General features: G+C 63.6%; 11 protein-coding genes. 4 read left to right on the forward strand and 7 right to left on the reverse strand.

Annotated features, from left to right (window positions below):
* Positions 1 to 254 precede the first annotated feature (254 nt).
* Entirely contained in the window at positions 255 to 674 is a 420-nt protein-coding gene (locus ACVOK8_RS15260) for a winged helix-turn-helix transcriptional regulator (protein WP_481567574.1), read from the reverse strand.
* A gap of 106 nt (positions 675 to 780) precedes the next feature.
* On the opposite strand from ACVOK8_RS15260, the gene ACVOK8_RS15265 reads away from it, so the two are divergent.
* Positions 781 to 1,821 carry a pirin family protein gene (locus tag ACVOK8_RS15265; RefSeq protein ID WP_481567575.1) on the forward strand — a complete coding sequence of 347 codons (1,041 nt, stop codon included), beginning with the start codon at positions 781 to 783 and terminating at the stop codon, positions 1,819 to 1,821.
* 172 nt (positions 1,822 to 1,993) lie between these two features.
* Here the strand turns inward: ACVOK8_RS15265 and gap are convergent, their stop codons facing one another.
* Positions 1,994 to 2,995 carry a type I glyceraldehyde-3-phosphate dehydrogenase gene (gap, locus tag ACVOK8_RS15270; protein WP_057629111.1) on the reverse strand — a complete coding sequence of 334 codons (1,002 nt, stop codon included), beginning with the start codon at positions 2,993 to 2,995 and terminating at the stop codon, positions 1,994 to 1,996.
* Between the two features lie 209 nt (positions 2,996 to 3,204).
* On the opposite strand from gap, the gene ACVOK8_RS15275 reads away from it, so the two are divergent.
* Both ACVOK8_RS15275 and ACVOK8_RS15280 read left to right on the forward strand, forming a co-directional pair.
* Positions 3,205 to 3,852 carry an OmpW/AlkL family protein gene (locus ACVOK8_RS15275; protein WP_481531763.1) on the forward strand — a complete coding sequence of 216 codons (648 nt, stop codon included), beginning with the start codon at positions 3,205 to 3,207 and terminating at the stop codon, positions 3,850 to 3,852.
* 129 nt (positions 3,853 to 3,981) lie between these two features.
* Positions 3,982 to 4,806 carry a S1/P1 nuclease gene (locus ACVOK8_RS15280; RefSeq protein WP_481567576.1) on the forward strand — a complete coding sequence of 275 codons (825 nt, stop codon included), beginning with the start codon at positions 3,982 to 3,984 and terminating at the stop codon, positions 4,804 to 4,806.
* A 36-nt stretch (positions 4,807 to 4,842) separates the two neighbouring features.
* Here the strand turns inward: ACVOK8_RS15280 and ACVOK8_RS15285 are convergent, their stop codons facing one another.
* From ACVOK8_RS15285 to ACVOK8_RS15295, 3 genes are read right to left on the reverse strand one after another with little or no spacing between them, the layout of a single operon-like run.
* Positions 4,843 to 5,415, reverse strand: coding sequence for a hypothetical protein (locus ACVOK8_RS15285; RefSeq protein WP_481567577.1), 573 nt, complete (start codon positions 5,413 to 5,415; stop codon positions 4,843 to 4,845).
* 1 nt (position 5,416) lies between these two features.
* Positions 5,417 to 7,042, reverse strand: a complete 1,626-nt coding sequence (locus ACVOK8_RS15290; protein ID WP_481567578.1) for a TonB family protein — start codon at positions 7,040 to 7,042, stop codon at positions 5,417 to 5,419.
* A complete protein-coding gene (locus ACVOK8_RS15295) occupies positions 7,029 to 7,400 on the reverse strand; it encodes a BlaI/MecI/CopY family transcriptional regulator (protein WP_481567594.1) in 372 nt (123 codons plus the stop codon). The genes ACVOK8_RS15290 and ACVOK8_RS15295 overlap by 14 nt, the downstream gene beginning before the upstream one ends.
* 121 nt (positions 7,401 to 7,521) lie before the next feature.
* Between ACVOK8_RS15295 and ACVOK8_RS15300 the strand changes: the two genes are divergently transcribed.
* Positions 7,522 to 9,480 carry an acetyl-CoA hydrolase/transferase C-terminal domain-containing protein gene (locus ACVOK8_RS15300; RefSeq protein WP_481567579.1) on the forward strand — a complete coding sequence of 653 codons (1,959 nt, stop codon included), beginning with the start codon at positions 7,522 to 7,524 and terminating at the stop codon, positions 9,478 to 9,480.
* Between the two features lie 251 nt (positions 9,481 to 9,731).
* Here the strand turns inward: ACVOK8_RS15300 and tkt are convergent, their stop codons facing one another.
* Together tkt and ACVOK8_RS15310 are read right to left on the reverse strand one after the other, a co-directional pair.
* Complete coding sequence (tkt, locus tag ACVOK8_RS15305) at positions 9,732 to 11,738, reverse strand: transketolase (protein WP_481555604.1); 2,007 nt, start codon at positions 11,736 to 11,738, stop codon at positions 9,732 to 9,734.
* 186 nt (positions 11,739 to 11,924) lie between these two features.
* Entirely contained in the window at positions 11,925 to 13,232 is a 1,308-nt protein-coding gene (locus ACVOK8_RS15310) for a dicarboxylate/amino acid:cation symporter (protein ID WP_481567580.1), read from the reverse strand.
* Between the last annotated feature and the right edge of the window lie 14 nt (positions 13,233 to 13,246).

Below are 13,246 nucleotides of genomic sequence, written 5' to 3' on the forward strand. Positions count from 1 at the left end.
TTGGAGTGCGGCGCCCCAACTCCTACACGTGCTTCTGGGCACCGCGACGTAACGGGCTGCCGCACTCCGCTCTCAACCACAATCTACTCGGCTGGCAGACACAAGCGGCGTAAGCCGCGAAGCCGACATATCCTCAGATGGCATGTATACCGAAGGCTTCAGCAGCCTCAGCTTCGCGGCTTACGCCGCTCCTACAGAACGATGCTCGCGCAATACTGGTATCGGCTTGGTGGGCTGGTGGTGAGGGGACAGAATCAGCCTTGCAGCGAGGCTTCGCCGGCATCGCGCTGGCGATCATCGAAATCAGCGCGCGCCTGATCCATCTGCGGCTGGTGTGCCCAGGCCCATTGCAGCAAGGCATCCACCGGCTGCAGCAGCGACTGCCCCAATCCGGTCAACGCATAGTCCACCTGCGGCGGCACCGTCGGATAAACATGGCGGCTGACCAGTCCGTCCCGCTCCAGGCCGCGCAGCGTACGCGCCAGCATGCGCGGCGACACACCGCTCAGCTCGCGCCGCAACTGATTGAAACGACGCGGCTGTTCGCGCAGTGCGATGACCGCCAACAGGCTCCATTTCTCGCCAACACGGTCCAGCAGCAGCCGCATCTGTTGGCAATACGCGGCGTCTTCACCTGCAGCTGGGCCAGTATCACCGGTGTGAGTTGCTGTCATCGGCGTGCCTCCTTGTGGCCTAGAACCGCGCACCCATCAATAGAGCATGTCGACGCAGGTGGGCGCCAGCCCATCGCCGCGATCCACTTTCGCCAAGGAGTCATCGATGACCAACCTGATCCTCCGCAATGAACCGCTGGGCCGTCCGTGGCCGGGCACCGATCCCTTCCTGTTCTGCGCCCATCATCTGGACCAGTACCCACAGGCTACCGCCGAGCAGGGTGTGGACATGCGCCAGCTGGGCGGCCGCGAGCTTGGCCATGACTTCAGCGGCAAGGACGGCTTCAGCATGTACCACGGGGTCAACGTACCGGGCTTCCCCGCGCACCCACACCGTGGTTTTGAAACCATCACCATCGTGCCGCAGGGCTTGGTGGACCACGCCGATTCGCTGGGTGCGACCGCACGTTACGGCGATGGCGACGTGCAGTGGCTTACCGCCGGTGGCGGCACCCAGCATTCGGAGATGTTCCCGCTGCGTTCGCGCGAGCACGCCAATCCGCTGGATCTGTACCAGATCTGGCTGAACCTGCCGCCACACAACAAGATGGCCGATCCTGAGTTCGTGATGCTGTGGGGCGAGAACATTCCCCACTACCGCATCGACGGTGTCGAGGTGAAAGTAATTGCTGGCAGTTATTTCCCGCAGGAAAGCGGTCATGTCGAGTTGGTGCCGCTGGCCCCGGGGCGCAGCTCCTGGGCGGCCAATCCGCAAGCTGACGTCGCGGTTTGGCAGATCACCCTGCAGCCGGGTGCCTCGGTGACCTTGCCGCCCGCGAGCGGACAAGGCACGCGACGCACGCTGTATTTCCACGCAGGCAAGCAGCTGCTGGTGGATGGTGATGAGATCAGCGGGCCACGCTTGCTGGAAGTGGCTGCCGGCAGCGCCTTGCCGCTGCACAACAGTGGCGATGACGTGGTGCAGCTCCTGCTGCTGCAGGGCGTGCCGATCGGTGCGCCGGTGGTGGCCTATGGCCCGTTCGTGATGAATACCGCCGAGGAGATCGAACAGGCGCGGCGCGACTATGGTCGCACCCAGTTTGGTGGTTGGCCGTGGTCCAGTCATGGGCCGGTGCATGCGGCTGGGCAGGGGCGGTTTGCCAAGCATCCGGGGAACGATGAGATTGAGTTGCCGCCGGTGAAGTAAGGGGTTCGAGCGAACGTGCCGCTTGCGACGCCGGGTAGCCCGGGTATTGATCTGGAGCAAGAGCAACAGCACCCCTCCCAACCCTCCCCTTCGCCTGCGGCGAAAGGGAGGGCTCTAAAAAAGCAGAACGGGCGCCTTTCGGCGCCCGCTCTGTTTACAGCGGTTGCGTGGATCAGGCGGCGACGACGCGCACCATTTCCAGGCACTTGTTGGAGTAGCCCCACTCGTTGTCGTACCAGCTGACCAACTTGACGAAGGTGCTGTCCAAAGCGATGCCGGCTTCGGCGTCGAACACGGAGGTGTGGGTCTCGCCACGGAAGTCGGTGGCAACCACCTTGTCTTCGGTGTAACCGAGGATGCCCTTCAACGCGCCTTCGCTCTGTGCCTTCACTTCGGCGCAGATTTCAGCGTAGGTGGCTTCCTTCTCCAGCTCGACGGTCAGGTCGACTACCGACACGTCCGAGGTCGGCACGCGGAAGCTCATGCCGGTCAGCTTCTTGTTCAATTCCGGGATCACCACGCCCACGGCCTTGGCAGCACCGGTGGAGGATGGAATGATGTTTTCCAGGATGCCGCGGCCGCCGCGCCAATCCTTGTTGGACGGGCCGTCAACGGTCTTCTGCGTAGCGGTGGCAGCGTGCACGGTGGTCATCAGGCCACGCTTGATGCCCCACTTGTCGTTGATGACCTTGGCCAGCGGGGCCAGGCAGTTGGTGGTGCACGAGGCGTTGGAGACGATGCTCTGGCCGGCGTAGGTCTTGTGGTTCACGCCGAACACGAACATCGGCGTGTCGTCCTTGGACGGAGCCGACAGGATCACCTTCTTGGCGCCCGCGTCCAGATGCTTCTGCGCGGTTTCCTTGGTCAGGAACAGGCCGGTGGACTCGATCACCACGTCCACGCCCACTTCGTCCCACTTCAGGTTGGCCGGGTCGCGTTCCTGGGTCAGGCGGATCTTCTTGCCGTTGACCAGCAGGTCGCTGCCCGACACTTCCACGTCCGCCTTGAAACGGCCATGCACGGAGTCGTACTTGAGCATGTAAGCCAGGTAATCCGGCTCCAGCAGATCATTGATGGCCACGATCTCGATGTCGTTGCCGAAGTTCAACACTGCCGAACGCAGCACATTGCGCCCGATGCGACCGAAACCGTTGATGCCGACCTTGATTGCCATGTTCACAAGCTCCTGCAGCCGCAAAGCCGTTGCGGCGGGGTGGAAAGGGGACGCCATTCTAGCAGGACCCATGCCCGCTCCGTGGCCGACTGCCCTACCACCTGAGCTGAGCGCCAGCTGAGCGTAAACCCCTGTTTGATCAGGATCAAAGCGCTGTCCCGGTGTCATGCGGACACTGGCGCCACCTCCACCAAGTAACGGAATTACACATGCGCAAGACCTCCGCCCTGCTGCTTTCCGCCATGGCCGCCGCCGTAGCCCTGGCTGCCGCCGCCCCCGCCATGGCCCAGTCCAAGGGCGACTGGACCCTGGGCGTCGGCGTCCACGCGGTCGACCCGAAGTCCGATGCCGGCGATCTGAATGGCGCCGCGCTGGGTCTGGGCAAGCTGTCCACCAAGGTCGACAGCGACGTCAAGCCGACCGTCACCTTTGAGTACTTCGTCGCCGACAACATCGGTATCGAAGTTCTCGCAGCGCTGCCGTTCAAGCACGACGTCAGCATCGACGGCGTCGGCAAGGTCGGCGAAACCAAGCAGCTGCCGCCGGTGGTCTCGCTGCAGTACCACTTCACCAACAGCAGCAAGGTCACCCCGTTCGTCGGCCTGGGCGTGAACTACACCAAGTTCTTCAGCACCGACAGCAAGGGCGCGCTGGCTGGCACCAAGCTCAAGCTGGAAGACTCGTGGGGCCTGGCTGCACATGCCGGCCTGGACTTCGCGGTCAGCGACAAGGGCGCGCTGCGCGTTGACATGCGCTGGGCCGATATCGACACCAAGGTGAAGGTCAACGGCAACAAGCTGGGCACCGCCAAGATCGATCCGCTGGTGTACGGCGTGGCTTACGTCTTCAAGTTCTGAGGCTGGCCGCAATTGACGGGTAAGTAAGTATTGCCCTCCCCCAGCGAACACGTCCCCGGCTACAACCGGGGGCGTGTTTCGCCATCTGGCGCACGTAGCCGATGGCAGCGCAGCCGTTAGAATGGCGACATGAACAAGCTCCACCGTCTCCTGATGCCGGCACTGGGCATCGCCATCGCTGTCTCCGCAACCCTCCCCGGCCAGGCACTGGCTTGGGGCGCGCAAGGCCACCGTCTGGTCGCGCGCATTGCCGAAACCCGCCTTGACCCTGCCGCAAAGGCTGAAGTCGAGCGCCTGCTGGCAAGCGAACCCGACGCCACCCTCAGCAGCATCGCCCCCTGGGCCGACCAGCTACGCGCCAACGACCCCGATCTGGGCAAGAAGTCGGCGGGCTGGCACTACGTCAACATGGCCGAAGACGGCTGCAACTTCTCCCCGACCAAGCACTGTCGGAACGGCAACTGCGTGGTAGGCGCCCTGCAGCAGCAAAGTGCAATCCTGGCCAACCGCCAGCTCAGCAATGCCGAACGCCTGCAGGCGCTCAAGTTCGTCGTGCATCTGGTTGGTGACCTGCACCAGCCGTTGCACGCCGGTTACGGCCATGATCGCGGCGGCAACAACTACCAGCTGCAGTTCAACGGCCGCGGCACCAACCTGCATTCGGTCTGGGACAGCGGCATGTTCTATCCGCTGCAGCTGAACGATGACCAGTTCCTGCAACGCCTGCAGGCGCTGCCGGCCCCCCGCGGTGTGCGCACACCAGACCTGCAGCGCGATCCCGCCCTGTGGGCCGAGCAGACCTGCCGCATCGCCACCCGCAAAGGCCTGTACCCGGACGGTCACAAGATCGACGAGCGTTACACCGCCGTGTGGGAACCGGTCGCCGAAGCACAGCTTCGTCTGGGCGGCGAACAGCTGGCCGCGCTGCTGAACCAGCTGCTCGATACTCCCTGAGCAATCAACGCGCCTGCACCACGTGCAGGCGCATGTTCAGTGCAAGGCGTCCTCGCGCCGTACCATTGCCCTGCCCTCGATCACCTCGAAGGTGAAGGCATAGGCCAGGGTTACCGGCACTACCTCGATACGTGAGGCGTTACTGCAGTCTCCGTTCGACGGCGCTTGCACACCCTCAGCGTAATGACAGACGGCAGCCGGCTCGAACGACCAACCGGAAGTGGCTGCCAGCGCCGCCTGCAGCAGGCCTGCATTGGCCGTGTCACTTCCCGCGCCACACGCCGAATGCGCCAACAGCGGCGCGCTGCGTTCCACCCGCCCCTGCGCATCCAGGATGACATTCACACATACCGTGGTGGCATCCAGCGAACGTTTGGCGTATTCCAACGGCAACACCGGATCATCGGCAGTTACGGCAATCGGCATGCGAAAGCTTTCCGTGGCGGCCAACTGATAAGGCTGTATCTCCCCTGCACCACCGGAAGATTCCGGCGTCAACATCTGCCTGTGCTGGTTGAGGTTGAAACTGCTGCTCGCCTGCTCTTTCTGCGGTTGCGTCGCACAGCCGGCCAGCATCAACGCGGCCAGCACCGCGGCATGCCCGCGCACCTCAGCTCCTGCTCTGGTTTTCGGAGTAGTGCATTTCCTCATCATCCATATCGAACGAGATCGGTACGCGGATAAGGCCCGCGACCGGCTTGCCATCCTTCATCGCCGGCGTGAAACGCCACTGCCTTGCAGCGGCAATCGACACTTCCTCGAACACGCCTTTGGGATGCGCCTCGGTAACGACCACGTCGGTCGCCCGGCCTTCGGCATCCACCGCGATACGCAGCACCACCTTGCCCGTGATGCGACTGTCGATCGCAGCGCGCGGATAGCTGGGCGGCGCCATCCGCCCGGCATTCTGCGAGGCAACCTGTTCGGTCTTGCCGGATGCTGCCGATACGATGGCCGGATCTCCAGCCGGCAAGGCAATCGATCGCAGCTCCAGCACCCAGGTTGAGCGCCGGTCAGCGGTGGACACTTCGATACCTGCTGCCACATCGGGTTTGATCAGCAACGTCGGCGACGAGATCAGATCCCCATTCGCCTTCAGCGTGCCTTTCAGCGTGAGCATGCCGTCGGCGGCAGGCTGCAAGGTGAACTCCGCTGCCCACTGCACGCCCTTGTCCGAGCTGGCACTGAAGGAGAACGGCGTGCCCGCCGACTGCTGCAGCTCGAAGCGCTGCCTGGTGCCTTCCAGCGTCGCCTCCACGAAGGTGGCATAGACCGTGCCCTTGCCGGTCGTGGTTGATGTCGATGAAGAAGATGATGAGGACGAAGAAGTCGAGCTCGACACCAGCTTGCCCGGCTGCGCGGCCCAGGCGGTGTAGCCGAAAGCGGACGACAAGCCCAACGACAGCACCAACATGGCACACCACTGCTTCCTGCCCGGTACGGGACGCTTCAACATGGCAATACGCTCCTTCAATGGATGATGGTTCTGCCAGTGACACCCCACCGGCAACGGGGACGCGGCCAGCCCGGTCTTGAGCATGGCCTCGCCGTAACTGCGGCGTGCGCCCGATACGCGGGCGATCACACGTTCATCGCAGGACAATTCCTGGTCTTCGCGGCAGCAACGCAAAGCGAACAGCAACAGCGGGTTGAACCAGTACAGGCACTGCAACAGCGCCAGCAATGCGTTGATCGCGATGTCGCCGCGTTGCAGATGCACGCGCTCATGCAGCAACACCAGTTGCTGCTCGACCGCCAGATAACGTTGTTCAAAGCCAGCCGGCAGCACGATCCGCGGTCGCAGCAATCCCATAGCCGCAGGTAAGCCCGCCACGGCCTGTGCCTGCCATAGCCCGTCATCGCGTTGACTGAGCCGCCCCAGCCCCTGCTGGAATTTCCGCTGCTGGCGGTACAGGCGCAGCGCCATCAGCAACACTCCGGCGAACCACGCGCAGCACAGCCACAACGGCCAATGCGCTATCACCGCGGGACCGGCAACCACCGCCTGCCCAACCTGTACGGCCACTTCACTGACCCGCATCGGCACGGGCGCCGCCTGTGGTGCGGGCAACAGCACCGCCAGCAGCGTCACCGGCAACAACAGCCACAGCAGATAGGCAGCACTTGCCCCAAGCCAACGGCGCAGCGGCTTCCGCAGCATCAGCACCAGTGCAACAGCCGCACTGCTCGCCAAGGTGGTCTTCAACAACAGCGCCAGGATCTCAGTGCTGCTCATCGTCGAGCCCCTCCAACAGTTTGCGCAACTCGGCAACGTCTTCGCGGCTGAGCCGCTGGTGCTGGCTGAAATGAGCGACCAAGGGCGCGACCCGGCCGTCGAACAGGCGCTCGATCAGGCTGCTGCTCTCTTCAAGCAACCAGGCATCGCGCTGCACCAGCGGCGTATACAGGAAACGCCGGCCGTCCTTGGCTGCACTGATCGCGGCCTTGTTGAGCAGGCGGTTGAGCAGGGTCTTGACCGTGGCTTCGGCCCAGTCATTGCCGCCTGGCAGCCGCGCGATGACCTCATCGGCAGACAGCGGGTGCTGCCCCCACAACACCGCCATGACAACGGCTTCGGCCTCACTGATCCGGATCATCGTTTACGCCTGTAATTTTTATCGATTACACGAGTAAACGAAATCCCTGTCAAGCCCTCACCAAGTGATTCAGGGCAGTCATGCTGTAATGCCAGCACCCCCGCAGATACCGGACACCATGCCCCATCACGTGACCGACCTTGACGCCGCCGTGGACTGGCTGCTGAGCAACATCCAAGGCCCACTGCGCATCGGCGCACCACTGGCACTGGGCAAACCACACCGTTTGCTCAATGCCTTGTACGCGCGTATCGAACACGATCCGGCGCGGCCGCTGCAGCTGTATACCGCCTTGTCGTTGAACCCGCCGAAGGCGAAGGGTGATGGACTGGAGGCGCGCTTCATGCGCCCGTTCGTCGAGCGCCACTTCGGCGTTGACTTCCCACGTCTTGCCTACGCCGATGCCATCGCCCGCGATGAATTGCCTGCACATGTGCAGGTGGAAGAGTTCTACATGCAATCCGGCGCGCTGTTGCGTTCGACGCAGGCGCAGCGTTACTACACCAGTCTCAACTACACGCATGCAGCCGATGCCGTGGCGCAACGTGCACCGAACGCGATCGTGCAGAAAGTGGCCTACCGTGAAGGCAGCAACCAGCTATCGCTGTCCTGCAACAACGACATCACCCAGGACACGCTCGATGCCATCGCAGCGCGCGGCCTGCCCAAGCCCTTGTTGATCGCCGAGATTGATCCGCAACTGCCGTGGCTGGGCGGCACCGCCGCGGTCGATCCCGACTTCTTCGATCTGGTGATCACCCCGCCCGGTCCCTATCCGCAGCTGTTTGGCCTGCCGCGGCAACCGGTCAGCGATGCCGACTACGCCATCGGTCTGTACGCCAGCACCCTGGTGCGCGACGGCGGCACCTTGCAGATTGGCATCGGCACGCTGGCCGACGCACTCAGCCATGCGCTGGTGTTGCGGCACACAGACAACGCACGCTACCGGCAGATCCTGCACGCGCTCGATCCGCAGATTGCCGAGCACCCGCTGGTGCATGAAGCGGGTGGACTTGGGCCGTTCGAGATCGGCCTGTACGGCTGCAGCGAGATGCTCAACGAAGGCTTCCGCAAGCTGGTGCAGACCGGCGTGATCTGGCGCAAGGTGCATGACGATCTCGGCCTGATGCAGCGCCTGGCCGACGGCACTGCCAGCAATGGTGACCGCGGCCGACTGGCACGCGAAGGTGAGTACCTGCATGGTGCCTTCTATCTGGGCTCAGCCGAGTTCTACGACTGGCTGCGCAATCTCCCCGATGCCGAACGCGCCGCCATCGGCATGCGCCGAATCAGTGAGATCAACCAGCTCTATGGCGGCAACGAAGCGTTGGAACGCCTGCAGCGCCGCGATGCGCGCTTCTTCAACTCCTGCATGATCGCCAGCGCACTCGGCGCGGCGGCATCGGATGCATTGGAAGATGGCCGCGTGGTCTCCGGCGTCGGTGGCCAGTACAACTTCGTGGCGATGGCGCATGCCCTGCCCGATGCACGCAGCGTGTTGATGTTCCGCGCCGTGCGCGAGGATGGCGGCAAGCCGCAATCCAATGTGCGCTGGAACTACGGCCACACCACCATTCCGCGTCACCTGCGCGATGTCTTCGTCAACGAGTACGGCATTGCCGACCTGCGCAACCTCACCGACGAGGATTGCGTGGTCGCGATGAGCAGCATCACCGATGCTGCGTTCCAACCGGGACTATTGGAGCAAGCAAAAACCTCGAAGAAGCTGGCTGCGAACTTCGTTGCGCCCGCGCATTGGCAACAGAATCGCGTCGAGCTACTCAAGGCAACGCTGGCCCCGTTCCGCGCCGATGACAGCCTGCCCGACTATCCGCTCGGCAGTGATTTCGATGCCGTCGAGCAGGATCTGGTGCGGGCCTTGGGTTGGCTGAAATCTGCCACTGCGACGCCAATGGGCAAGCTACGCACCGTAGTCGCAGCCTTGCGCCAAGCGCCCGCCGAGAACGATGCGATGTATATGCAACGGATGGGTCTGGAGCGGCCTGCCAGTTTTGGCGAGCGGCTCAATGCGGGCTTGTTGCGGGTTGGTCTGGCGCGGACTGCAGGGAAAGCTTGATGGTGTGCATCGCAATCTGATCGCACGCCGGGAAGCTTGGGTTTTGTAGGAGCGGTGTAAGCCGCGAAGCTGACGATCGACAAGGCCGTCGATAGCAATGGGTTCTCGGCTTCGCGGCTTACGCCGCTCCCACAACGGCAGGGATACCGGGCAAGCCCCTGCCGAGCATGGCTCGGCACTACAGTTGCGGCGAAGCAAAAACAAAGGCCGGGTTTCCCCGGCCTCTGTTCAAGACGTGCGACGGAAGGCTATCAGCCTGCGATCTGCGCCTTGGCAGCTGCCACAACCGCTTCGGTGGTGATGCCGAAGTGCTTGTACAGCTTGTCGGCCGGGGCCGATGCGCCGAAGGTGTCCAGACCGATGACTGCACCGTCCAGGCCCACGTACTGGCGCCAGAAACCGGTGACGCCGGCTTCGACGGCAACACGCTTGCGCACGGCGTTCGGCAGCACGGACTCGCGGTAAGCGGCGTCCTGGCGGTCGAACACATCGGTGCACGGCATCGACACCACGCGGGTCTTGATGCCGGCAGCGTCCAGCTCGGCCTTGGCGGCCACGGCCAGACCAATTTCCGAACCGGTGCCGATCAGGATCACGTCCGGGGTACCGGCGGCGTCAGCCAACACGTAACCACCACGCTCGATCTGTTGCACCTGCTCGGCCGTACGCGGCTGCGGGGCCAGGTTCTGGCGGCTGAAGATCAGGCAGCTCGGGCCATCCTTGCGGACGATGGCAGCCTTCCAGCTGACCGCCGATTCGGCCGCATCGCAGGGGCGCCACACATCGTTGTTGGGGATGTAGCGCAGCGAGGACACGTGCTCCACCGGCTGGTGGGTCGGGCCGTCTTCGCCCAGGCCGATCGAGTCGTGGGTAAACACGTGGATGACGTGGGCCGGGATCAGCGCGCTCATGCGCAGCGCGTTGCGGGCGTAGTCGCTGAACACCAGGAAGGTGGCGTCGAACGGCAGGAAACCACCGTGCAGGGCCAGGCCATTGGCAATCGCGCTCATGCCGAACTCACGCACGCCGTAGTGCACGTAATTGGCATGCGGGTCTTCGCCGACCACGGTCTGCGCACCCTTCCACAGGGTCAGGTTGGAGCCGGCCAGGTCAGCCGAGCCGCCGATGATTTCCGGCAGCAGCGGTGCGAAAGCCTGGATGGCGTTCTGCGAGGCCTTGCGCGAGGCGATGTTCGGCGCTTCGGCCTGCACCTGGGCGATGTAGGCATCAGCCTGGGCAATGAAGTCAGCCGGCAGTTCGCCGTGCGAACGACGGGTCAGTTCGTCGGCATCGGCCGGGAACTGTGCGGCGTACTTGTCGAACAGCTGCTCCCACTCGGCCTGACGCAGGGTGCCGGTGCCGCCAGCGCGCCAGCCGCCGTAGATCTCTTCCGGGATCTCGAACGGGCCGTACGGCCAGTTCAGTGCCTTGCGGGTGGCTTCCAGTTCGTCCTTGCCCAGCGGTGCGCCGTGGCTGGATTCCTGGCCGGCCTTGTTCGGCGAGCCAAAACCAATGGTGGTCTTGCAGCAGATCAGGGTCGGCTTGTCGAACTGCGACAGCGCCTGCTCGATGCCGGCCTTGATGCTTTCCGGATCGTGGCCGTCGACGCCGCGCACCACGTTCCAGCCATAGGACTCGAAGCGTGCCGGGGTGTCGTCGGTGAACCAGCCTTCCACTTCACCGTCGATGGAGATGTTGTTGTCGTCCCAGAAGCAGACCAGCTTGCTCAGGCCCCAGGTACCGGCCAGCGATGCAGCTTCGTGCGAGATGCCTTCCATCAGGCAGCCGTCGCCCATGAACACCCAGGTGCGGTGGTCGACGACTTCGAATTCCGGGCGGTTGTAGCGCTGCGACAGCAGCTTTTCCGCCAGCGCGAAGCCCACGGCATTGGCCAGGCCCTGACCCAGCGGGCCGGTGGTGGTTTCCACGCCCGGGGTTTCATGACGTTCCGGGTGGCCGGCGGTGCGGCTGCCAAGCTGGCGGAAGGCCTTCAGTTCTTCGATCGGCAGGTCGTAGCCGCTCAGGTGCAGCAGCGCGTAGTGCAGCATCGAGCCGTGACCGTTGGACAGCACGAAACGGTCGCGGTTGAACCACTTCGGGTTGTTCGGGTTGTGACGGAGATAGTCGTTCCAGAGCACTTCGGCGATATCGGCCATGCCCATCGGCATGCCGGGATGACCGGACTTGGCGGCTTCTACCGCATCAGCGGCAAGGAAACGGATGGCGTTCGCCAACTGGCGGCGGGTGGGCTGCGTCATGGGTCGTCAGAATCAGGAGGCTCCCGCGGAACTGCGGGCGGCCTATTGTCCCACAAGCGACTGCCGGGATCAGTCCGTAAAGACTGACGATGGTCTGCATTCGTTTGGCCTGAGAGAAATATGCCCGAAGCAAAACGGCCGCCCTGTTCAGGGTGGCCGTTTCTCATTGCAACTCCCTCAAAGCAATCACTTCTGCGGATGATGCCCGCCGATGCTGTCGTCGCTCTCGCCACGTGCCACCAAGGTGGTCAGGGCCAGGTCGCCAGTCACGTTCAGCGCGGTACGGCACATGTCCAGGAAGTGGTTCACGCCCAGAATCAGGCCGATACCGGCCGGATTGACGCCGACCATGGCACAGATCAAGGCCACCACCGGCAGCGAACCCGATGGCACACCGGCCGTGCCGATGCCGCCGAGGATGCAGACCACCATCACCATGAACTGCTGGCCGATGCTCAGGTCCACGCCGAAGAACTGCGCCAGGAAGATCACCGTCACGCCCTCGAACAGCGCGGTGCCGTTCTGGTTGGCGGTAGCCCCCACGGTCAGCACGAAGCGCGAAACCTTGTGCGGGAAGCCCATCTGGTCAGCCACGCGCAGCGCGGTCGGCAAGGTCGCGTTGGACGAGGCGGTGGAGAAGGCCATCACCGTGGCTTCCTGGGTCTGCCGGAAGAACTGGATCGGCGAGCGCCCAGCCAGCTTCACCGCGATGCCATAACTCACGAACATGTGGGTGGCCAACGCCAGCACCACCACGCCTACATAGGCGCCGAGCTTGACCAGCAGGTCGAAGCCGAAGATGGCGGCCAGATTGAACATGAAGCAGGCCACCGCGTATGGCGCCAGACGGATGACCAGGTTGATCAGGGTCATCGAGATTTCGAACAGACCCTCGATGCCCTTGCGCAGCGTGGCCACCTTTTCCGCAGGCGACAACACCATGCCGATGCCCAGCATCAGCGCGAAGAACATCAGCGACAGGATCTTGCCGTTGTCCGAAGCCGCGTCCAGCACGTTGTTGGGCACGATCGACAGCAGCATGTCCAAACCCTTGGGCTGGGTGCCCGCACCAGCCACGATGGCCTGGCTGCGCTCGGCGTTCTCGGCCAGCAGCTTGGCCGCCACCGCCGGGTCAACACCGGCACCGGGCTGGAACAGATTGACCAGCACCAGACCGATCAATACCGCCACACCGGACAGCACGATGGTGTAGGCCAACGACTTCCAGCCGATGCGCCCCAGCGAGCGGATGTCACCCATCTCCGACACGCCCATCACCAGCGCCGAGAAGATCAGCGGCACGATCAGCATGAAGATCAGGCTCAGGAACAGCCCGGATACAGGCGTGGTCACATAGGTGGTGACCGTGTGCACCCACGCCGCGTCAGGACTGACGAGATGCACGATCAGGCCCAGCAGCAGACCGAAGCCGAAGCCGATCCCTATCTTCCAGTGGAACGGCATTTTGGCGGTGGTCTTGGCTGCATTGGCCATAAGTGGGTTTCCCT

This window comes from Stenotrophomonas sp. STEN083 (assembly GCF_056759195.1).